Annotated in this window: 18 protein-coding genes; 11 read left to right on the top strand and 7 right to left on the bottom strand. The window is 73.4% G+C overall.

Going from position 1 to position 21,283, the window contains the following annotated elements; translation table 11 throughout:
- Nucleotides 1–698: 698 nt before the first annotated feature.
- Nucleotides 699–1,583, bottom strand: coding sequence for a LysR family transcriptional regulator (locus IF55_RS33690; protein WP_048832994.1), 885 nt, complete (start codon nucleotides 1,581–1,583; stop codon nucleotides 699–701).
- 240 nt (nucleotides 1,584–1,823) lie between these two features.
- Here IF55_RS33690 and IF55_RS33685 point away from each other — a divergent pair, with 240 nt between their 5' ends.
- Nucleotides 1,824–2,732, top strand: coding sequence for an NmrA family NAD(P)-binding protein (locus IF55_RS33685; protein WP_030886475.1), 909 nt, complete (start codon nucleotides 1,824–1,826; stop codon nucleotides 2,730–2,732).
- Between the two features lie 123 nt (nucleotides 2,733–2,855).
- Here IF55_RS33685 and IF55_RS33680 read toward each other — a convergent pair whose 3' ends face one another.
- Both IF55_RS33680 and IF55_RS33675 read right to left on the bottom strand, forming a co-directional pair.
- A complete protein-coding gene (locus IF55_RS33680) occupies nucleotides 2,856–3,677 on the bottom strand; it encodes a phosphoenolpyruvate hydrolase family protein (RefSeq protein ID WP_030886472.1) in 822 nt (273 codons plus the stop codon).
- 243 nt (nucleotides 3,678–3,920) lie between these two features.
- Nucleotides 3,921–5,189, bottom strand: a complete 1,269-nt coding sequence (locus IF55_RS33675) for a Tm-1-like ATP-binding domain-containing protein (RefSeq protein ID WP_030886468.1) — start codon at nucleotides 5,187–5,189, stop codon at nucleotides 3,921–3,923.
- Nucleotides 5,190–5,359: 170 nt separating this feature from the next.
- Between IF55_RS33675 and IF55_RS33670 the strand changes: the two genes are divergently transcribed.
- Nucleotides 5,360–6,766, top strand: a complete 1,407-nt coding sequence (locus tag IF55_RS33670) for an aminotransferase-like domain-containing protein (RefSeq protein ID WP_169767312.1) — start codon at nucleotides 5,360–5,362, stop codon at nucleotides 6,764–6,766.
- A 123-nt stretch (nucleotides 6,767–6,889) separates the two neighbouring features.
- Complete coding sequence (locus IF55_RS33665; RefSeq protein ID WP_048832996.1) at nucleotides 6,890–7,288, top strand: winged helix-turn-helix transcriptional regulator; 399 nt, start codon at nucleotides 6,890–6,892, stop codon at nucleotides 7,286–7,288.
- Nucleotides 7,289–7,381: 93 nt separating this feature from the next.
- Here the strand turns inward: IF55_RS33665 and IF55_RS33660 are convergent, their stop codons facing one another.
- Nucleotides 7,382–8,116: a class I SAM-dependent methyltransferase gene (locus tag IF55_RS33660; protein WP_030886460.1), complete on the bottom strand. Its 735-nt coding sequence runs from the start codon at nucleotides 8,114–8,116 to the stop codon at nucleotides 7,382–7,384.
- 97 nt (nucleotides 8,117–8,213) lie between these two features.
- Nucleotides 8,214–10,667: a HelD family protein gene (locus IF55_RS41050; RefSeq protein ID WP_030886457.1), complete on the bottom strand. Its 2,454-nt coding sequence runs from the start codon at nucleotides 10,665–10,667 to the stop codon at nucleotides 8,214–8,216.
- Between the two features lie 323 nt (nucleotides 10,668–10,990).
- Here IF55_RS41050 and IF55_RS33650 point away from each other — a divergent pair, with 323 nt between their 5' ends.
- From IF55_RS33650 to IF55_RS33630, 5 genes are all read left to right on the top strand, one after another.
- Nucleotides 10,991–11,374, top strand: a complete 384-nt coding sequence (locus IF55_RS33650; RefSeq protein WP_030886455.1) for a type II toxin-antitoxin system RelE/ParE family toxin — start codon at nucleotides 10,991–10,993, stop codon at nucleotides 11,372–11,374.
- Nucleotides 11,374–11,706: a helix-turn-helix domain-containing protein gene (locus tag IF55_RS33645; RefSeq protein ID WP_030886453.1), complete on the top strand. Its 333-nt coding sequence runs from the start codon at nucleotides 11,374–11,376 to the stop codon at nucleotides 11,704–11,706. Before IF55_RS33650 ends, IF55_RS33645 begins: the two co-directional genes overlap by 1 nt.
- An 82-nt stretch (nucleotides 11,707–11,788) precedes the next feature.
- On the top strand, nucleotides 11,789–12,409 hold the full coding sequence (locus tag IF55_RS33640) for a cyclodeaminase/cyclohydrolase family protein (protein ID WP_030886451.1): 621 nt from the start codon (nucleotides 11,789–11,791) through the stop codon (nucleotides 12,407–12,409).
- The gene (locus IF55_RS33635; RefSeq protein ID WP_030886448.1) at nucleotides 12,406–13,254 is read left to right on the top strand and encodes a bifunctional 5,10-methylenetetrahydrofolate dehydrogenase/5,10-methenyltetrahydrofolate cyclohydrolase; all 849 of its coding nucleotides are present in this window, start codon (nucleotides 12,406–12,408) and stop codon (nucleotides 13,252–13,254) included. The genes IF55_RS33640 and IF55_RS33635 overlap by 4 nt, the downstream gene beginning before the upstream one ends.
- Before the next feature lie 214 nt (nucleotides 13,255–13,468).
- On the top strand, nucleotides 13,469–14,230 hold the full coding sequence (locus IF55_RS33630; protein ID WP_030886445.1) for a class I SAM-dependent methyltransferase: 762 nt from the start codon (nucleotides 13,469–13,471) through the stop codon (nucleotides 14,228–14,230).
- Nucleotides 14,231–14,268: 38 nt separating this feature from the next.
- Here IF55_RS33630 and IF55_RS33625 read toward each other — a convergent pair whose 3' ends face one another.
- Complete coding sequence (locus IF55_RS33625; protein WP_030886441.1) at nucleotides 14,269–15,870, bottom strand: ABC-F family ATP-binding cassette domain-containing protein; 1,602 nt, start codon at nucleotides 15,868–15,870, stop codon at nucleotides 14,269–14,271.
- A gap of 540 nt (nucleotides 15,871–16,410) precedes the next feature.
- Here IF55_RS33625 and IF55_RS39015 point away from each other — a divergent pair.
- Nucleotides 16,411–16,869, top strand: a complete 459-nt coding sequence (locus IF55_RS39015) for a hypothetical protein (RefSeq protein WP_030886437.1) — start codon at nucleotides 16,411–16,413, stop codon at nucleotides 16,867–16,869.
- 153 nt (nucleotides 16,870–17,022) lie between these two features.
- Here the strand turns inward: IF55_RS39015 and IF55_RS33615 are convergent, their stop codons facing one another.
- The gene (locus tag IF55_RS33615; RefSeq protein WP_030886433.1) at nucleotides 17,023–18,483 is read right to left on the bottom strand and encodes a DHA2 family efflux MFS transporter permease subunit; all 1,461 of its coding nucleotides are present in this window, start codon (nucleotides 18,481–18,483) and stop codon (nucleotides 17,023–17,025) included.
- A 145-nt stretch (nucleotides 18,484–18,628) separates the two neighbouring features.
- On the opposite strand from IF55_RS33615, the gene IF55_RS33610 reads away from it, so the two are divergent.
- Complete coding sequence (locus IF55_RS33610) at nucleotides 18,629–19,549, top strand: LysR family transcriptional regulator (RefSeq protein WP_030886428.1); 921 nt, start codon at nucleotides 18,629–18,631, stop codon at nucleotides 19,547–19,549.
- Between the two features lie 67 nt (nucleotides 19,550–19,616).
- A complete protein-coding gene (locus IF55_RS33605; protein WP_030886425.1) occupies nucleotides 19,617–21,272 on the top strand; it encodes a hypothetical protein in 1,656 nt (551 codons plus the stop codon).
- Nucleotides 21,273–21,283: the final 11 nt, after the last annotated feature.

The raw sequence follows: 21,283 nt of genomic DNA, 5'->3' as shown, positions 1-21,283 counted from the left end.
CCACTTCGCGGCAGCAGCCAGCGGCGAAGCGCAGCGAGCCCTCTCTGACCTCAGCCATAACCCCACCCGTAGGCAGCGAACCGGTCCTCAGCCCGGCCCCCTCCCCTCCCGCTGCCAGCGCCTTGGACCCGGAGGGTCCGAGACGAAAGCCGCACCCGGTCGGGCGCAATACCGCCCCACCCAGCGACCGGCTGTGACGGCTGCCTCCCCATACCCGCAGGCAGCGAGTCGCCCCCTGCCCACCCCTGGCCGCCGCTGGCATGAACCTCAAGCCGCAACGCACCCCGCAGCCGCATCGGCGGAGCGCAGCGGAGCCCGTCTTGACCCCAGCCCGACCCCGCCCGCACGGAGCGAACCCGCCCCGAGCCACCCCGCCCGCCGCCCTTGAATCCTTGGGCCGCAACTCCCCGAGCCCCCGCACCCGAACAAGCACAACCACCACCTCGCGGCAGCAGCCAGCGGCGAAGCGCAGCGAGCCCTCTCTAACCCCAGACACCCACCGACCGACGGACAGCGAACCGGACCTCAGGACGGCCCCCTCCCCCCGCCGCTGCCAGCGCCTTGGGCCCGGAGGGCCCGAGACGAAAGCCGCACCCGGCCGCCGGCGATACCGCCCCACCCAGCGACAAGCCGTGACGCCCGCCCCCACCGGCCCCCAGGCGGCAAATCAACCCCTGCTCCCCCGCCCCTCACCCCCCTCACCCCCCCACCGCCGCCGCCAAGTGCTCGCGGAACCAGTGGTGGGCTGGGTCTGTTGCGTTGCGGGGGTGCCAGGCCATGCCTAGGGGGATGGGGTCCAGGTCGAGGGGGATGGGGAAGGTGCGGAGGCCCAGGGCCGCCGTGGTGTCGGGGAGCCAGTCGGTGAGGGTCAGGGCCACCAGGTCCGTGGTGCGGGCCAGCATCATCGCGCTCGTATGGCTCGGCACGACCACCGCCGTGCGGCGGCGCAGGCCGCGTTCGGCCAGGGCGCTGTCGATGGGGCCGTAGCGCTTGCCGAGGCGGGAGATGCCGATGTGGTCGGCTGCGGCGAAGCGGCGCGCGTCGATGCGCCCGTCGAAGAGCGGGTGGCCGCTGCGCGCGATGCCCACCAACGGGCGTTGGGCGAGCTGCCGGGTCTGGATCTCCGGGTCCAAGTCGCCCAGTACGCCCAGTTCGACATCCACCCAGCCCTGCCGCAGCGCCGGGCCGCCCTCCACCGCCTCCGGCAGGAAGACCACGTCGACGAGCGGGGCCTCCCGGTGGATGCGGTCGGTCAGCGCCCCGGCCACCCCCACCAGCAGCAGTTCGGTGGTCTGCACGGTGAACGTGCGCTGGAGGTGCACCGCCTCGAAGCCCGCTCCCGGCCGCAGCACGTTGTCGCAGCCGCGCAGCAACGCCCCGACCTCCTCCCGGAGTTCCAGCGCCCTCGGCGTCGGGACCATCCCCTGGCCGGCGCGGACCAGCAGCGGGTCGCCGACCACACGGCGCAGCCGCGCCAGCGTCCGGCTCGTCGCCGCGGGCGACGTACCGAGCCGTTCCGCGGCCCGGGTGACGCTGTTCTCCTGGAGCAGGGCGTCCAGCACCCGAAGCAGGTTGAGGTCCATCAACCCATTCACCCCTCTGAACTGCGCTTTTACGTCTGAGTCAATGATTAGGTGCCTATCTTTGCATTGTTACCGGGCCCCCTCACCGACGACAGTGAAGCCGACAGTGAACACGTCCGCCGGAATGTGCGACAGCCCAGCCCCAGCCCTCCGATCGAGGACTGCTCACGGGGTCGCCGGCGGCACCGGCACCGGCAGGACAAGAGAGCCGGCGAGCAAACCAGAAGGAACAGCACTCTCATGATCGTCATCACCGCCCCCACCAGCACCATCGGCCGCATCCTCGTCAACGACCTGCTCGCCGACGACCTGCTCGACAGCGGCGCCCGCCTGCGGCTCGTCGCCCGCGACCCCCAACGACTCGACCCCGAGGTCCGGAACCACCCCGGAGTCGAGGTCGTCAAGGGTTCGCACGGCGACCCCGCCGTCATCGACCAGGCGTGCGCCGGCGCCGAGGCCGTCTTCTGGCTCGCGCCGGACGAGCCGACCGCGCCCAGCCTCCAGGCCGCCTACGTCGACTTCACCCGGCCCGCGTGCGACGCGTTCGCCCGGCACGGCGTCCAGCGCGTCGTCGCCATCTCGGCGCTCGGCCGCGGCACATCGCTGGGCGAACGCGCCGGCATGGTGACCGCGTCGCTGGCGATGTGCGACCTCATCGCCGCCTCCGGCGTCGCCTTCCGGGCCGTCGCCTGCCCGTCGTTCATGCACAACCTCCTCAACCACGCCAAGGCGATCAAGGAGAAGAACATGTTCTTCATGATGGCCGCCCCCGACCTGAAGAACCCCACCGTCGCCACCCGCGACATCGCCGCCACCGCCGCCCGGCTGCTGCTCGACCCCTCATGGAACGGGTCCGGCCAGGTCGCCTGCCTCGGCCCCGAGAACCTGTCGCCCAACGACATGGCCCAGATCATCTCCGACGTCCTCGGCACGGAGGTCGGCTACCAGCAGCTCCCGGGCGCCGCGCTCAAGGACCGCCTCACCGGCTTCGGGATGAGCGACGCCATGGCCCAGGGCATGGTCGACATGTTCGACGCCAAGAACCAGGGGCTGGACCTCGCCGAGCCCCGCACCGCCGAGTCGACGACCCCGACCGCCTTCCGGCAGTGGTGCGAGGAGGTCCTCAAGCCGGCCGTCGCCGCCGCCTGACCCCCCGCCATCTCGCCTGGCTTCGGGCCGTACGGACAGGCTTACCGGCATACCGGCGTACGGGCGTACGGGCGGTGGAATCCAGAGTCCACCCGCCCGTACGGCCCCCAACCGCCACCCCCGTTACAGCGCCAGCGACTTGAAAGCGCGCGCCTGGTCAGTGATGGCGCGCTCCGTGGGCAGCCGTTCCATGGAGGACGCGCCGAAGAAGCCCGCGATGCCGGAGGTGTGGTCGAGGACGTACCGCGCGTCCTCGGGCTCCGCGATCGGGCCGCCGTGGCAGAGCACGATGATGTCGGGGTTGACCCGCTTCGCGGCGTCGTGCATCTCCTGTACGGCCGCCGCCGCCTGATCGAGCGTCAGGGCGGTGGCCGCGCCGATGGAGCCCTTGGTCGTGAGCCCCACATGCGGTACGAGGACGTCCGCGCCCGCCCGCGCCATCTCGGCCGCCTGGTCGGCGTCGAAGACATAGGGGGCGGTGAGCAGTTCGCGCTCGTGGGCCTGGCGGATCATGTCGATCTCCAGGCCGAAGCCCATCCCCGTCTCCTCCAGGTTCTCGCGGAACTTTCCGTCGTAGAGGCCGACGGTCGGAAAGTTCTGTACGCCCGTGAAGCCGACGGCCTTCAACTGGTCCAGGAAGTTCCCCATGATCCGGAACGGGTCGGTGCCGCAGACCCCGGCGAGCACGGGCACGTCCCGTACGACCGGCAGTACCTCGCCGGCCATGTCCAGCACGATGGCGTTGGCGTCCCCGTACGGCAGCAGGCCCGCGAGGGAACCACGGCCGGCCATCCGGTAGCGGCCGGAGTTGTAGATGATCAGCAGGTCGACGCCGCCGGCCTCCGCGCACTTCGCGGACAGGCCGGTGCCCGCGCCCGCGCCGATGACGGCGCGGCCGGCGCTCACCTGGCCGATCAGACGGGCCAGGGCTGTAGTGCGGTCCATGGTGGGTCCTCCATCGGTTCTGCGGGTACTGCGCCAAGTGCTGTTCGTGTTGTGCCAGTGCCAGGTGGGGTTGGTGCTGATGCTCCTACGTCAGGCGGCAGGCGGCGCGCCGTATCAAGGCCGCTTCGTTCCAAGGCCGCGTCGTTCCAAGGCCACGCCGTACCAAAGCCACGCCGTGTCGACCGCCTCCTCCGCCTCCCTCCACGCCGTTCCAAAGCCACGCCGTACCAAAGCCACGCCGTATCAAGGCCGCGTCGTGTCGACCGCCTCCTCCGCCTCCCGCCGCGTCCTGATCATCCGGTCCAGCAGCTCCGCCGCGGCCACCGCGAACGCGGGGTCGTTGAGGTGCGCCGGCACCTCCCGCAGTTCGACCGCGCTGCCCTCGACGGCCCGGCGCAGCGCGGCGAGGCCCGCCGCGTCGGCGGCCGGGTCGTGGAACGGGCCGCCCTCGGCGTCGATCGCCGAGACGCCGTCCAGCGGCCACAGGACGGCCGCCGGGCCGTCCGCGGCGGCCAGTCTGCGGCCGATGGTGTCGCCGAGGGCGGCCATCTCCTCGGGCGTGGTGCGCATGAGGGTGACGGTGGGGTTGTGCACCAGGAGGCGGCGGTCGGCGAAGCGCGGCGGGACGGTGTCCGCGGGGCCGAAGTTGACCGAGTCCAGCGCGCCGGGCGCGATCACCTGCGGTACGCCCGCGCGGCCGGCGGCGGTGAGGCGGTCGGGGCCGGCGCTGAGGACGCCGCCGACCAGTTCGTCGGCGAGTTCGGTGGTGGTCAGGTCGAGCACGCCGGCGAGGAACCCGCCCGCGGCCAGTTTCTCCAGCGCCCGGCCGCCGGAGCCGGTGGCGTGGAAGACCAGCACCTCGTAGCCCAGCTCGTCCAGGCGGGCGCGGGCGGCGTCGACGGCGGGCGTGGTGATGCCGAACATGCTGGCGGCGATCAGTTCGCGGCCCGGCGTGGGCGGGGCGCTGAAGCTCCGCTCGTACCGGGCGGCCATCCCGGCCGCCGCCGCCACCGCGTTGCCCATGACCAGCCGGGACACGGAGTTGACGCCCGCGATGTCGACGACGCTGTACATCAGGGTGATGTCGCTGCTGCCCACATACGGGCCGACGTCGCCGGCGGCCATCGTGGACACCAGCAGCTTCGGCACCCCGATCGGCAGCGACTGCATGGCCCGCGCGGCGATGAACGAACCGCCGCTGCCCGCCACCGTCAGCACCGCGTGCAGCCGGCCCTGCCGGTGCAGCTTGGCGATCACCCGGTCGGCGCCCTCGGCCATGGCCCGTACGGCCGCGCCGCGGTCCCCGCCCGCGCGCAGCTCCGCCAGCTCGTGTCCGGCGGCGCTCGCGACGGTGGCCGCGTCGACGTCGCCGCGGAACGCGCCGTCGGGCAGCGGCATCACCCCGGCGTCCACGACCACCACCTCGCAGCCGGTCTCGCGGAGCCGCTCCGCCAGCCACGCGTACTCCGCGCCCTTGGTGTCCAGCGTCCCGAGCAGCACCACGCTCGCCATGTCCTTCTCCTTTGAACGGACTGAGTGGACGGTCAGTGCTCCGATCATCGACCGGCCGCGGACCGCCCCCAAAGACCACTTCGGGCGAATTGGCCTGTGGTGCGCGGACACCTCCGCAATGCACATACCTCCGCAATACGGAGGCGGAGAAGCCGGAGATGATGTCGGGCATGGACCGAATGGACCGCATTCCGCCCACCAGGCTCTCGCGGCTGCTCACCGGCTGGACCAAGGGCGGCGCGGAGCCCCTGCCGCGTCTCCTCGCGGACGCCCTGCGCGAGCTGGCCCAGCGCGGCGACGTGCCGGCCGGCACCATGCTGCCCGCGCAGCGCGTGCTGGCGGCGGCGCTGGGCGTCAGCCGCTCGACGGTGACGGCCGCGTACGGGCAGTTGGAGGCCGAGGGCTGGCTGGAGAGCCGGCGGGGCAGCGGGTCGCGGCTGCGCGGCGCGGGCGCGCCGGACGCGCCCGCGAGCGAGGGGCGGCTGGCCGGTTTCGGGGCCCGCGACGGCGGCATCGACCTGTCCAGCGGCGCGCTGGACGGCCTGCCCGCGGTGGCCGACGCGGTACGCGGCCTGCCCGCCCGCGACCTCGCGGCGGCGCTGCTGCACGACGGCTATCTGCCGTACGGGCTGCCGGCGCTGCGCGAGGCGATCGCCGGGTACCACCGGGCGGCGGGGCTGCCGACCACGGCGGACCAGATCCTGGTCACGGCCGGTTCCCAGCAGGCCGTATGGCTGATCACGCAGGGGCTGGTGCAGCCGGGCGACAGCGTGATCGTGGAGGACCCGACGTACCGCGGGGCGCTGGAGGCGCTGCGGGCGCGCGGGGCGCGGCTTGTACCGGTGGCGGCGGGCGCCGAACCCGCGGCCCTCGGCCGCCTCGTCGGCCATCTCCGCCCCCGGCTGGTCTATCTGCAGCCCGCCGTCCACAACCCCACCGGGCGGTCCCTGGACGCGCGGTCCCGGCAGGCGTGGGCGGACGTGCTGACCGAACACGGCCTCTACACCGTCGAGGACAACTCCTACGCGGAGCTGGACCTGCGCGACGACGCCGCGCCGGCCTCCCTCGCCACCCGGCTGCCGCCCGCCGCCACCGCGACCGTCGGCACCCTGTCCAAGCTGTTCTGGGGCGGCCTCCGGCTCGGCTGGGTACGGGCCACCCCCACCGTCGTCGCCCGGCTCGCCGAGATCAAGAAGTCCGTGGACCTGGCCTGCCCGGTCGTGGAGCAACTGGTGGCCGTACAACTGCTCCAGCGTCTGCCCGAGGCCCGCGCCCTGCGCCGCGCCCGGCTGCGCGACCGGCTGGCGGAGACCGAGCGGCTGCTACGGGCGCGGGTCCCCCACTGGCGCTGGGAACGCCCGGCCGGGGGTTCCGCGCTGTGGGTGGAGATCCCCGGCGCCGACACCGAGGCCACGGCACAACTCGCCCGTCGTGATGGGGTGTTCGTCGTCCCCGGCCCCGCTTTCTCCGCCGTGGACGGCTTCCGCCACCATCTGCGGCTACCCTTCGCCGACGAGGACGGGCGGCTGGAGAAGGCCCTGCCCGTACTGGCGGACCGCGCGGCGCGGAGCGGCTGACGACGCGGCCCTCACCGAGGACGCAAGGGCGCAGCAGCTCCATAGGCCACTTAAGGTACTCACAAAACAAAAGCAACATACTTTTACGCAGCAACTGATCAGGGGGACGGTAGCATGGAACGCATGACACAGGAGCAGCGGGACGCGGGACAGTGCGCGGCGGCGGGCAGCGCGGTCGAGCGCGTCTTCGCCCTGCTGGGCAAGCGGTGGAACGGCGTGATCCTGGCCAGCCTGATGAGCGGCCCGGGCCGCTTCGTGGAGCTGCGCCGCGCCGTCAACGGGATCAGCGAACGCGTGCTCTCCGACCGCCTCGCCGAACTCGGCACGGCCGGCCTGGTCAGCCGCGAGGTCGACGCCGGTCCCCCGCTGCGCGTCTCCTACCGCCTCACCCCCGCGGGCGAGGCGCTGCGTCCGGCCCTGGAGGAGCTGACCCAATGGGCCGGGCGGTTCCTCCCGGAATCCGAGCAGGGCGGCTGTCCGTCCCTGCGGGAACCGGAGACGGCCGACGCCGCGAGCGCGTAACGAACCGCGGCCGGCCCTCCTCCGACACCCCCGGCACACGGACGGGCCTCCCCCGGTCCCCGGCGCCCGGCACGCGGTACGCGGTACGCGTCCTCAGCGCGGCAGACGCTGCGTGACGCGCCACAGGCGGCGGGGCAGTTCGCCCTCCTCGAAGGCGTGGACGTCCTCCAGGACCCAGCCCTCGGCGAGGGCGTCGACGAGGCCGCGGTCGAAGAAGTGCACGGCGAAGCCGCCGTGTTCGTGGATGCCGTCGCCGTGCGCCCTGCCCGTGCCGTAGTGCGCGTCGCCGGTGTGCCGCACCGTGTAGACGAAGGCGCCGCCGGGCCGCAGGACGCGCCGGACCTCGCCGACCAGGGCGTGGATCTCCCGCGTGGACAGGGCCATGCACAGCAGCATGTGCGCGAAGACCGCGTCCACGCACGCGTCCGGCAGCGGCAGCGGCTCGCGGACGTCGTGCACCCCGGTGGTCACCCGGCGTCGCACGTCCTCGGCCTGGGCCCGGGCGGCGTCGCGCAACTGCTCCAGCCCGGCGGGGCTGAAGTCGACGGCGTGCACGGTGAAGCCCTCGCGCGCGAAGAACAGCGCGTCACGCCCGTGCCCGGCCCCCAGCTCCAGCACCTTCCGGGCCTCCGTACGGGCGGGGCCCCCGCCCCCGGCCCCGCCGCCGCTCCCTGCCGTACGGAAGACGGCGGCGGCGTGGACGGCGGCGGCGGACGGCTCCGGCCCGTACATGCCCGGGTGGGCGCCGTACGTACGCTGCCAGTGGGCGCGCTGGGCGCCGGCGAGGTCGTACGGGGTGGAGTCGTACGGTACGAGGCCGTACGGCATGGGGTCCTGCTGCTCCTCCGCCATGTGGTGCCGCCTCCTCTTCAGTTCGTGCTCCGCCTTCCGTATACCGCTACCGCTACCGCACGCCCCGCCCGCGTCACGCGCTGGTGAGGATGACGAGCCGCTGGGTCGCGCGGGTCATCGCGACATAGCGGTCGACGGCCCCTTCGATGCCGTCGCCGAATCCGTCCGGATCGAGGAGGACGACAAGGTCGAATTCGAGCCCCTTGGAGAGTTCAGGGGTGAGCGACCGTACGCGCGGGGTCGTCCGGAGAACCCGGGACGCCGCTTGGACGGCCTGGACAGCCCGCCGGGGCTCGGGGGCGCCGATGACGCAGGCGATGCCCTCGCCGTCGGCGTGCTCGGCGAGCCAGGCGTCGAGCACCGCGTCGAGGTCCGCGACGGAGCCGTGGGCGACGGGTATGCCGCTGCCGCGGATGGAGGTTGGGACATTGGCGTCCGGGAAGACGGCGCGGATGGCCGGTTCGGCCTCCGCCATGACCTCTTCCGGGGTGCGGTAGTTGATGCCGAGGGTGGCCACGGTGGTCCGGTCGAGGCCGACCCGTGCCAGCCGCTCCCGCCACGGCCCCGTAAAGCCGTGCCGGGCCTGGGCGCGGTCGCCGACGATGGTGAAGCTGCGGGAGGGGCAGCGCCGCAGCAGCATCTGCCACTCGGCGTCGGTCAGTTCCTGCGCCTCGTCCACGATGATGTGGGCGAACGGGCCGGCGAGCAGGTCCGGTTCGGTGCCGAGCAGCGCGTCCTCGTCGATGAGGGTGTCCTGGATGTCCCGGCCGCGCAGCATCCCCACCGCGCCCTGGCTCTCGTCGATGTCGCTGTCCTCCAGGATGTGGGCGATGACATCGGCCCTGCGGGCGCGTTCGGCGGCGACGGCGGCCGCGCGGCGGCGTTCGCGCGCCGACGCGTGCGGGTCGCCGAGCCGTTGCCGGGCGGCGTCCAGGAACGGCAGATCGGAGACCGTCCACGCCTGGGCCTCCGGGCGCTGGAGCGCGCGGACCTCGTCGGGGCTGAGCCAAGGGGCGCATTTGCGCAGGTAGGCGGGGACGGACCAGAGGTCGCCGACGAGGTCGGCGGGCTCGATCATCGGCCAGGCGCGGTGCAGAGCCTGGATGAGGCCCCGGTCCTGGCGCAGGGACCTCCGCAGTAGGTCGGGAGAGGGCGCCGGGCCGTCACCGCCGCTGCCGCCCTGTTCTCCGAAACCGTCGCCACCGAAGCGCTCGTCGCCGAACCCCTCACCTCCGAAGCGCTCATCGCCGAACTGCTCCCCTCCGAAGCCACCTCCCCAAATGCCTTCCTCCTCGACGCCCGCCTCCCCGATGCCCGCCTTGTCGACGAGGATCGAGAGCAGGGCCTCCAGGATCTGGTCGCGGGCCTCGTTGTGCGGGGTGCCCGGTTCCACCGCTGCGAAGGCGGTGGCCCAGTCGGCGGCGCTCAGCCAGATGTCGGACCAGTGGCTGGAGACGGTCATCCCCTCGGTGGGCGGCTCCTCGTAGAGGGCGACGGCCGGTTCGACCGCCTTCACCAGGTCCGCGGTGGCCTTCAGAGCGGCGACGCGAGGGTCCGCCTCGACCGCCGCCGCGGCGCCTTCCTCGACGAGGTCGCGCAGGACGCAGGTCCGCACGCCCTCCTCGCCGAGGCTGGGCAGCACGTCGGAGACGTAGGCCAGGTACGGGCGGCTGGGGCCGACGAACAGCAGGCCGCCGCGGCGGTGGCCGAGGCGGGGGTCGGAGTAGAGGAGGTGGGCGGCGCGGTGCAGGGCGACGACGGTCTTGCCCGTACCGGGGCCGCCGTCCACGACGAGCGCGCCGCGGGAACCCGCCCGGATGATGGCGTCCTGGTCGGCCTGGATGGTGGCGAGCACATCGCGCATCCGGTCCGAGCGGTGGCCGCCGAGGCTCGCGATGAACGCGGACTGGTCGTCGAGCGCGGCGTGCCCTTGGAGGCCGTCGGCGGTGAAGACCTCGTCCCAGTAGTCGCTGATACGGCCGCGGGTCCAGCGGTACCTGCGGCGGCTGATGAGGCCCAGGGGGTTGGCGTGCGTCGCCGCGAAGAACGGCTCGGCGGCGGGCGAACGCCAGTCGAGCAGGAGCCTGCGCCCGGTGCTGTCGGTGAGCCCGAGCCGCCCGATGTAAACGGGCTCGGCCGGCCCCGCAGGCCCAGCACCACCTGCCCCGTCGCCGTCACCCGCCCCGTCGCCGTCCCCCGCCCCTCCGGCGCTCCCCGCACCGCCGGTGTCCCCCGCCCCACCCGCCGGGACGATGCGCCCCAGGCACAGGTCGAGCCCGAACCGGCGGAGGGTGCGCAGCCGCGCGGTCAGCCGGTGCACCTCGGCGTCCCGGTCCATCGCCGCGCGCCCGATGCCGCCGGGCGCTTTGCGCGCGTCGTCGAGCCGGGCGGAGAGTTCGGCGATCGTCTCCTCAAGGCACGCCGCTACGGCCGCGAAGTGCCGCTCGTCCCCGTCGATCAGCGCCGGGTCCGCCTTGGCGGAAAGGTGGTCGGGAAGGTCGAAGGCACTGGTGGCCAAAGTGCTCATGCCGTCACCGCCGCGGCGTTATCCCGTACCCCATGAGCCGACAACAAAATACGCACTTCTCAAATCCCCCATTTAGCAAGGTTCCGGCCTCGGTCCGGGGATTCTGCCCCACCCCCGGGCCCTTGCCGCAAGCCCCCCAGTGCGCTATATGTTGAGAGTGGCAAGGGGTGCGTTTTCCTCCTTGCCTTTTCCTATCTCCCCGCCCCCGACGCCCCTCGTCTGGCACTCGGGCCCTCGCATACACGCCACGCTACGCAGCTACCCCGCGAAGGATGCTTGTCCGTGCCTGGCTTAGATACTCGACTATCTATACACTCAGCTATATGGATGAGCGATGGGTGATCGAGATCGAACCGGAGGTCCGGCACTGGCTGGATAACCTGTCCAATCGCGATTACCTCCAAGCCGAGCACGCCGCAGAACGCCTGTTGGACGCGCCGACCACTTTGGCCGAGCCGTTCGGCCGCCACCTCGGCGATGGTTTGCGCGAACTGCGATTCACCCTGGGCCACGATGGCAACGCCATGCGCCTGACCTACTGGCTGGCCCCCGGACGGCGGATTGTCTTCCTGACGGTCTTCCGCAAGACGAGGATGCGCGAGGAAGCCGAAGTCGATCGTGCGCGGCAGGCTCGCAAGTCCTGCGAAGCAGAGCACGAAGCCGCGCACGAAGTGTTCACTCGTAACCTCACGAAGGGAGAAGGCTGATGAGCCACGCACGCTGGAAGCTCGCGCGGGAGCGCGCGATCGCGGAGGGGCATGTGGAGTCCCCCGAGGTCGAGGCGGCGCGGACGGAGATCCGCTTGGCTTTCGATCTCGGGCAGGCCGTGTACGACCGGCGCACCGAATTGGGTATTTCCCAGGCCGGGCTCGCCGAGCGGGCCGGCATGACGCAGCCTCAGGTCTCCAAGCTCGAACTCGGCGGGACCGTCCCGACGCTCCCCCTGCTGGCGCGGCTCGCGAAGGCGCTGGACGCGTCGCTGAACATCGCCCTGGACGGCGATGTCTCCACCGTCGCCTTCACCCCGCACGCCGCCTAGGCGCGCGCTGGGGCAGCGGGCAGCGCCGTCCGCCCGCCCGCGCGTGGGACTATTTCGTCCCCGAGCGGAAGGGCGAATGGTGATGCGCGACGAGACGATCAGTGGGTTTCTGGAGCGGCTGGCGGGGCGGGTGCCCGCGCCGGGCGGGGGTGCGGTGGCGGCGTTGCAGGCGGCGCAGGGGGCGGCGTTGCTGGGGATGGTGGCGCGGTACAGCACCGGGGAGAAGTACGCCGCGCACGCGGATCTCGTCGCCCGGGTCACCGCCGAGACGGATGAGCTGCGGGAGCGGGCGCTGCGGCTCGCCGAGGAGGACGCGGCGGCGTTCACGGCGGTCACCGAGGCGTACAAGCTGCCCAGGGGCGACGACGCGGCGAAGGCCGCACGTTCCGCCGCGATCGCCGACGCGCTCGTCGGCGCCGGCCGGGCGCCGGCCGCCGTCATCTCCGTTGCGGCCGCCGTCATCGACCTGGCCGAGGAGCTGCTGCCGGCCGGCAACCGCAACGTCGTCACCGATGTCGCGGCCGCCGCCGAGGCCGCCCGCGCCGCCGCGACCACCGCCCGCGTGAACGTCGAGATCAACCTCGGCGGCATCAAGGACGAGCGGGTACGCGCCGAACTCGCCGCCGAGGCCACCCGCGTCGACGCCCTCGCCGTCCGCGCCGAGCAACTCACGGACGCCGTACGCCAGGAGATCGCCAAGTGACCGCGACACCCCTGTCCGGCAAGGAACTCGCCGCCGCCATCCGCGCCGACACCGCCGCCGAGGCCGCCGCCCTCACCGCCGCCGGTACGCCGCCGAAGCTCGCCGTCGTCGTCGCCACGGCCGACGAGTCCAGCGCCTGGTACGTACGGTCCATCGCCAGGGCCGCCGCCAAGGCCGGCATCGGCTGCGACATCGTCGATCTCGGCGAGCACGCCGCCCCCGGCGCCATCCGGGCGAAGCTGGCCGAACTCTCCGCCGACGCGGGCGTGCACGGCATCATCCTCCAGACGCCGCTGCCCGACGGTGCCGCACTGGAGGAGCTGGCCGGGGCCATCGCGTTCGAGAAGGACGTCGACGGCGCCAACCCGCTCTCCCTCGGCCGGCTCGCCGCCGGGCTGCCCGCGTTCGCCCCGGCGACCGCCGAGGCCGTCGTACGCGTCCTGGACCACCACCGCGTCGAGCTGACCGGCCGGCACATCGCCGTCGTCGGCCGCTCGAACGTCGTCGGCAAGCCCGCCGCGCACCTCCTCCTCGACCAGAACGCCACGGTCACCGTCTGCCACTCGCGCACCAAGGACCTCGCGGCCGTCACCTCCGCCGCCGACGTGGTGGTGGCCGCCGTGGGCCGCGCCAACCTGCTCGGCGCCGAGCACGTACGGGCCGGGGCCGTCGTCGTGGACGTGGGCACCAACCCCACCGAGGACGGCGGGCTGACCGGCGACGTGGACGCCGCCTCCGTCGCCGAGCGCGCCGGCGCGCTCACCCCCGTGCCGGGCGGAGTGGGGCCCGTGACCACCGCTCTGCTGCTCCAGCACACCGTACGGGCGGCAGCGGGCACCTCCTGACGGTCTGCTCCCTGACGTCCTTTACGAGGGCCCGACCCGGAGTTTTCCGCAGGATTCCCGGGGCTTTCCAAGGGTTTTCCGAAGGCTTTCCGAGGTCTTCCCCCGGGCTTCCCGGGAGCTCCGCGGGCCTTCCCGGGGGATTTCCGGGCGGCTTCTTCCGCGAGCCCCCGCGAATTCCTTTGCCCTCCCGCCCTTTTGTTGTGATGCTCGCCCCATGCCCCGTACCTTCGAAGAATTCGTCGCCGAAGCCGAGTCCGTATCCGTCGAGGGCTGGGATTTCTCCTGGCTCGACGGGCGCGCCACCGAGCAGCGCCCCTCCTGGGGGTACCAGCGCGCGATGGGCGAGCGGCTGGCTCGCGCCGAGGCCGCGCTGGACATTCAGACGGGCGGCGGCGAGGTGCTCGCCGGGGCGCCGGAGCTGCCCGCGCTGATGGTGGCCACGGAATCCTGGCCGCCGAACGTCGCCAAGGCGACCGCCCTGCTACACCCGCGCGGCGTGGCGGTCGTCGCGGACGAGGACGAGCCGCCGCTGCCGTTCGCCGACGACGCCTTCGACCTCGTCGTCAGCCGGCACCCGGTCACCGTGTGGTGGGCGGAGATCGCCCGCGTGCTGCGGCCGGGCGGCACGTACTTCTCCCAACAGGTCGGCCCGGCCAGCGTCTTCGAGCTCGTCGAGTACTTCCTCGGCCCGCAGCCGGAGAGCACACGGCGGGCCCGCCACCCCGACGACGCCCGCCGGGACGCCGAGGCCGCCGGGCTGGAGATCGTGGACCTGCGCCACGAGTCGCTGCGGACCGAGTTCCACGACATCGGCGCGGTGATCTACTTCCTGCGGAAGGTGATCTGGATGGTGCCCGGGTTCACCGTCGCGGAATACCGGGACAAGCTGCGGGAACTGGACGAACGCATCCGCACCGAGGGCCCGTTCGTCGCGCACACCACGCGCTTCCTCATCGAGGCCCGTAAGCCCGGCTGAGGAGAGGTGGGCTCCACGGTCCGCCGTGGAGCCCACTCTCACGCCAGCGTCACCAGCCCCAGATACTCCTCGCCCCACAGGTCCTCCGTGCCGTCCGGCAGCAGCAGGACCCGGTCCGGGCGCAGCGCCTCGATCGCGCCCTCGTCGTGCGTGACCATCACGATCGCGCCGGGGTACGAGCCGACCGCCGCCAGCACCTCGCCGCGCGAGGCCGGGTCGAGGTTGTTCGTGGGCTCGTCCAGGAGCAGCACGTTCGCGCCGGAGTGCACGAGCCCCGCCAGCGCCAGCCGGGTCTTCTCGCCCCCGGAGAGCACCCGCGCCGGCTTGTCGGCGTCGTCCCCGGTGAAGAGGAACGAGCCGAGTACGTGCCGGGCCTCGCCGTCCGTCAGGTGCGGCGCGGCGGCGGCGAGGTTCTCGCGGACCGTACGGGCCGGGTCGAGCGTGTCGTGTTCCTGCGCGAAGTAGCCGAGCCGCAGCCCGTGTCCGGGCACGACGCGCCCCGAGTCGGGCTCCTCGCGCCCCGCCAGCAGCCGCAACAGGGTGGTCTTCCCCGCGCCGTTGAGCCCGAGGACGACGAGCCGGCTGCCGCGGTCGAGCGCCAGGTCGACGCCGGTGAGCACGCGCTGCTCGCCGTACGCCTTGGCCAGGCTGATCGCGGCCAGCGGCAGCCGGCCGCACGGCGCGGGCTCGGGGAGCCGGATGCGCGCGGTCTTCTCGGTGCGGCGGGCGGGTTCGAGGCCGGCGAGCATCCGGTCGGCGCGGCGGGCCATGTTCTTCGCCGCCACCGCCGTCGACACGTGCGAACGCATCTTGTCGGCCTGGGCGTGCAGCGCCGCCGCCTTCCGTTCCGCGTTGGCGCGCTCGCGGGTGCGGCGCCGCTCGTCGGCGGCGCGCTGGGCGAGGTAGCCGTGCCAGCCGGTGTTGTGCGCGTCGACGGCGGCGCGCGCCGGGTCGACGTGCAGGACCCGGTTGACGGTGTCGGCGAGCAGTTGCGTGTCATGGCTGATCACCACGTACCCGCCCCGATACCCCATCAGGAACGCGCGGAGCCAGCCGACCGAGTCGGCGTCGAGATGGTTGGTGGGCTCGTCCAGCAGCAGCGTGTCGTGGTCGGCGAAGAGGATGCGGGCCAGTTCGACCCGGCGGCGCTGGCCGCCGGACAGGTCGCCGACTGGCCGGTTCATCACGCGGTTCGGCAGCCCCACCCCGGCGGCGATCCGCGCCGCCTCGGCCTCGGCCGCGTACCCGCCGCGCGCCTGGAACTCGGCCTCGGCACGGGCGTACGCGCCCATCGCCCGCTCCACCGCGCCCGGTTCGGCCGCCGCGGCCATCGCCGACTCGGCGGCCCGCAGCGCCCGTACGGCCCGGTCCAGACCGCGCGCGGACAACACGCGGTCGGTGACGGAGACGGCCGGGTCGGCCGCCCGCGAATCCTGCGGCAGATAGCCGAGGCGGCCGAGGCTGGTCACCGTCCCGGCGGCGGGCCGCACCCGCCCGGCCAGGGTCTCCAGCAAGGTGGTCTTGCCCGCGCCGTTCCGGCCGACCAGGCCGATGCGGTCGCCGGGAGCGACATGGAAGGAAACGTCGGACAGCAGAAGTCGGGCGCCGACGCGAACGTCGACACCGCGCACGGTGATCATGGGATTACGCTCCGGAATAGCTCAAGGACACACAGATGGCGGAGAAGCGTGTGTCCCGAGCTAGGAAATGCGGGGCGTAGACATGCCATTCACTCTAAGCGCGCCCTCGCGCGAGCCGCATCTGATTTCCGGAGGCTTGGCACCTCGCACCTGTCCTGTCGCACCTGGCACGTCGCACCTGGCGTGTCGCACCTGTGTGTCGCACCCGGCGTGTCACGCCCCGCCCGTCATACCTGGGTATCACCTCGGATTCGCCCCCGCGGGGTGATTCCGCCCGGCCCCTCGCGCCGTAGCGTGAACACGTCGCTGACCAGCAGCGATACCGCCGAGTTGCCGTTGCGATACCGCCAGGAGCGCCGAGCCTTGACCGTCGTCACCCAGCCCCCGACCACTGACCCCGCGCGCCAGTCGGGCGCCGGCCGTCGACCTGTACGCGCCGGCCGTCGACCTGTACGCGGCGACCGTCGACGTGTACGCGGCGGCCGTCGGCCTGTACGCGGCCTGACGCCGGGCGCGCACCGCTGGGTCGTACGCCCCCTCGTGCGCGGAGCGCTCTGGCTGCCCCTGGCCACGGTCGCGGCACCGGCCGCGCTGGTCGGCGCGGCTCGGGCGGCGGCGGGCTGGCAGCGGGCGCTGGCCGGGGTGGGGGCCGGAACCGGAACCGGAGAGGCCGAACGGGCGTGGCGGCCGAAGGCCCGCCGGGTGTTCGGGTACGCCCTGCTCTCACTGCTGCCCGCGCTGGTGGCCCTCCTGCTGGTCGCGCTGTGCGCCTACTCGGTGTACTTCGGCTTCCTGTATCCGCTGCGGCCCGACGCCATCGCCGCCATCGGCCACCCGTTCTCCGCCGACCCGATGTTCCACGCCTCCTGGGGCGGGCCCACGCTGGTCGGGGCCTGGGCCGCACACGCGGCCGTCGGCGCCGCCTTCTGGGCCGGCAGCCTGCTGTTCCTCCACGCGCTGTGCGCCCTCCAGGCCCGGCTGGCCCGACGGTTCTGCTGAACCCGGCGCGCCTCGCCTGCCCGTCTGCCCGCCTGCCCATCTGCCCGCCTGTACGAGCCCCCGCTCCCCCTGCCCGTACGGTCTGCCCCGCCGTCCGGTCCGTACGAGCCCCACTCTTCCGTACGAGCCTTCGCCCGCCCCCGCCCGTACGACCTACCTCGCCGCCCGACTGTTCCCCTCCGTACGAGCCGGGGCCGGGCCCTGATCCGAAGCCGGCGCCGGGCCGCGTACCGCGTCTCCCGCCGTAGGGTGCAGGCGCAGCGCCCCCGCCACCGTGCCCACGCACACCAGCGCCAGCAGACAGAACGCCACGCCGTAGGCGGTGGTCGCCGTGGTGCGGCCGGGGAGCCAGTCGCCGATGGGGCCGCCGGCGCGCAGCGCGACCGTGGCGGCGGCCACGCCGAGGCCCGCCCCCATCTGCTGGGCGGTCGCCAGGAGCGTATTGGCGTGCCGGAGGCGTTCCCCCGGGATGTCGCTGAAGGCGATGGTGGAGTACGCGGTCAGCCCCAGCGACCGGGCGACGCCGCTGATCAGCGCGATGAGGGCGATCACGGCGAGCGGCGTCGCGGCGTCGATGAACGCGCTCGCCACCATCGAGGCCCCGAGCCCGAACCCGGCGGCCAGCAGCAGCGGCCGGAAGCCGTACCGCTTGAGGAGCGGCGTCGTCGCGGGCTTGATGCCGATGTTGCCGATGAACACGAACAGCACCACCACGCCGGATTTCACCGCACTCCAGCCCAGCGCCTCCTGGAACAGCAGCGGCAGCAGGAACGGCACCGCGCCCACGGCTATCCAGAACAGCGAACCGCCCGACGCCGAGGCCCGGAACGTCTTCACCTTCAGGGTGCTCAGGTCCACCAGCGGGTTGTCGCTCCGCAGCAGATGCCACACGGCCGCGCCGAGCAGCAGCACCGCCGCCGCACCGGTGACGAGCACCGGGCCCGTCCCCGCGGACGTCTCGGAGAGCAGATGGGCCGTCCAGGTCAGCGCGCCGAGCCCGGTCGAGGTCAGGGCCACGCCCAGCCAGTCGAGGCGCGGCGGGGTCTGTGCCGCGGGCGCGGCCTCGATCAGCCGCCAGGCGACGGCGAAGGCCACGACGCCGAGGGGGATGTTGATGAGGAACATCCAGCGCCAGTTCGCGTATGTGGTGATCAGCCCGCCGATCAGCGGCGCGATGACGGGCGCGATCAGGCCGGGCCAGGTGATGTAGGCCATCACGCGCGGGAGGTCCGGCTTCTCGGCCTTGGCCACCACGATCAGCCGGCCGACCGGCACCATCATCGCGCCGCCGGCCCCCTGGAGCACCCGCATGGCGACCAGCACGCCGAGGTCGGTGGCGGCGGCGCAGGCGAGCGAGGCGAGGGTGAAGACGGTGATGGCCGTCAGGAAGACGCGCCGCGCCCCGAACCGCGCGGTCAGCCAGCCGCTGAGCGGTATCAGCACGGCCAGCGTCAGCAGATAGGCGGTGATGACCAGGCTGATCGCCGTCGGCGCGACGCCGAGCGAGGCGCCCATCCGGGGGGCCGCGGTCGACACGATGGTGCCGTCCAGGTTCTCCATGAAGAAGCAGCCCGCCACCAGGAGAGCGGTGTTGCGATGCTGTGCGTGAATCATTGGGTTCCGTCGCTTTCTTGAATTCCCTCCATCGTCAAAGCGGGCGACCATGAACCACAAGGTCCGAATTGACAAGCCAGCATTGCGTGCGACGCATCAATGAAAGCGCCGGCCCGGGACGTACGGCTGCCTACCATTGCTTGCCATGCAACTACCCGACATGAATCTCCTGCCGGCCCTGGACGCCCTGCTCCGCGAGAGCAGCGTGACCGGAGCCGCCGCGGAGATGAACGTCTCGGCCTCCGCGATGAGCCGCACCCTGGGCCGGCTGCGCCGCGTCGTGGGCGACCCGCTGCTCGTACCGTCCGGGCGCAGCCTCGTCCTCACCCCGCGCGCCCGCGCGCTCCAGCCGCAGGTCGAGGCCGCGCTCAACCAGGCGCTGGCCGCGCTGCGCCCGCCGCGCCCCGTCGACATCGCCACCATGCGGCGGGAGTTCACCATCCGCACCAACGACGGGCTGGCCGTCGTGCTCGGCTCCGCGCTGACCTCCCACGCCGCGCGCGAGGCCCCCGGCGTACGGCTGCGCCTCCTCCCCGAGGGCGACGAGGACCCCGCCGACCTGCGCGACCGCGTCGACCTCGACATCGGGGCGATGCCGGAGCTGCCGCACGACGTCCGCAGCGAGTTCCTGCTGCACCACCACTACGTCGCCGCGGCCCGCGCCGACGCGCCGTACGCGCACCAGCCGCTGACCGTGGACCGGTTCGCCGCCATCCCCCACATCACGGTCACCCGCCGCGGCCGGGCGCACAGCGTCGTGGACGACCGGCTGCGCGAACTCGGCCTGCGCCGCGATGTCCTGGCGACCGTGCCCACCCACAGCGCGGCCTGCTTCCTCGCCCTGGAGACCGACGCGCTGGCCCTGCTCCCGGACGCGTTCGCCGCCCGCGCCGCCCGGCGCCTGCCCCTGGTCATCTGGAACATCCCGCTGTCCCTCCCCCAGAGCACCATCGCCATGGCCTGGCACCTGCGCGTCGACGCCGACCCGGCCCACCAGTGGCTGCGCACCGTCCTCGCCGAGGTCTCGGCCCAGGCGACCGCGCCCGTACGCCCCGGAATTCAGTGATTCGCCCCCCGAAAACCGTTACCCCCGTCCTACCCGAGGACCGGGGTCGAACGGATACGGTGCTCGCATGGTGAACGACCGCGCCGGGAGCGAAGAGCACGGGTACGGGCTGCTGATGGCCGCGGTGCCACCCTCGAAACAGCCCATGGACGCCACCGGCGCGCTGCACCAACTCGCGGCCGTGCCGCCCACCGTGCTGCTCGGCACGCCCTTCGCGTCCGTCGTCCAGCTCGTCAGCCCCGACGCGCCCAACACCGTCCTCACCCACCTGCGGACGGCCGCCGCCGCGCCCGGCCCGCTGCTGCTCTACCTGGCGGGCCACCTCCAGCTCGACCGCAAACAGCAGCTCCCGCACCTCGCGTTGGCCCGTACGACCGCCAGCACCGTGCGCTACACCGGGCTGCCCTGGCACTGGCTCGCCGCCGAGCTGCGCGAGCGGCCCCCGGGCAGCACCACCGTCCTCGCGGACCTGGTCGCCGAAGAGGCCGTCTGGCAGCGGCTGACCGCCGAACCCGGCTACCTCTCCGGCCCGTACGCGCTGTACGGCACCGTCGCCCCGCCGCCCGCCCGCCGCCGCGACCGCCCGGTGCCCGTCTACAGCCAGGCCCTCGCCACGCTGCTGCGTACGAGACCCGAGCGCCCTCCGGTGGAGCAGTTGCACCACGAGGCGGCGCAGCAGGCCGGGCTCGCCGCAGGAGCGGTGTACCTCCTGGCCAGCGCCCCGCACGCGTACGCGGCCCCGGAGCCCACCGAGTCCGAACCGACACCGCGCCACCCGGAGCCCGCCCCCGACCAGACGCAGCGGCTCCCCGACCCGGCCCCGATCCCGGCCCAGGCACACACTTCATCGACGACCTCGGGGTCGGCCCGGGGCCCGGCCGGGCCCCCTGCCCCGGCTCCGGCTCCGGCTGCTGACCCCGCCCCGCCGCGACCGCACCCGGAGCCCCGGCCCGAACCCCCTCAGCCGGAGGCCGGAGCGGAGTCCGGGCCGGCTGCCCCCCGACCGGCTGTCCGACCAGAGGACCGACCAGAGGGCCAACCATTGCCGCCCGCCGAGCCCGGCCCCGTACCGACTCCCCCTTCCGCACCGGCGACCGTCTCCGCGCCGACTCCTCCTTCCGCAGCGGCTCCTCCCTCTGCACCGGCGACCGTCTCCGCGCCCACCCCCGACCGGGCTCACGCCCCCGCTTCCGGCTCCGCCTCCGATCCGGTGCCGCGCCCCCGCACCGAGCCGCGCGCCGAAGCCGCCCAAGGCCCCCGCGCCGGGAGCGGTCGCTCCGGCCACCCCCACCCCGACCCCCACCCGGCCATACTCGAAGCCGCGCACGCGGGGCGGCACAGCGAGGCCGCCGCGATGGCCGCCGCGTGGGAGCAGGAGGCGTGGCGGGCCCATGGCCCCGGCTCCCTAGAAGTCATCCACTGGACCGAGGTACGGGCCGATCTCGCCCGCCTCGCCGGGGAGCCGGCCAAGGCGTGCGGGCTGTGGATGCACGCGGCCGTGCAGCGCATGAACGCCGGGCAGCCGGAGACCCACCCGGAGGTGCAGGCCGCCGCCGACCGCGCCCACCACTGCTGGCAGCAGGTCAGCGACCCGAGGGCGGTACGGGCGCTGGGCCCCGAACTGATCGACCTGCGCACCCGCGTGCCGGGAAGCAAGGAAGGGGCGCTCCAGGCCGTACGGCAGCGCATCGCGAACCTGGACGGCAGCGCCCCGGCGGCCTGAAGGACTCAGCG

This window comes from Streptomyces varsoviensis (assembly GCF_000718635.1).
In the GTDB taxonomy this organism is placed as follows: domain Bacteria; phylum Actinomycetota; class Actinomycetes; order Streptomycetales; family Streptomycetaceae; genus Streptomyces; species Streptomyces varsoviensis.
The sequence above is the reverse complement of the archived record's forward strand: the minus strand, read 5'-3'. Positions and strand labels throughout refer to the sequence as shown.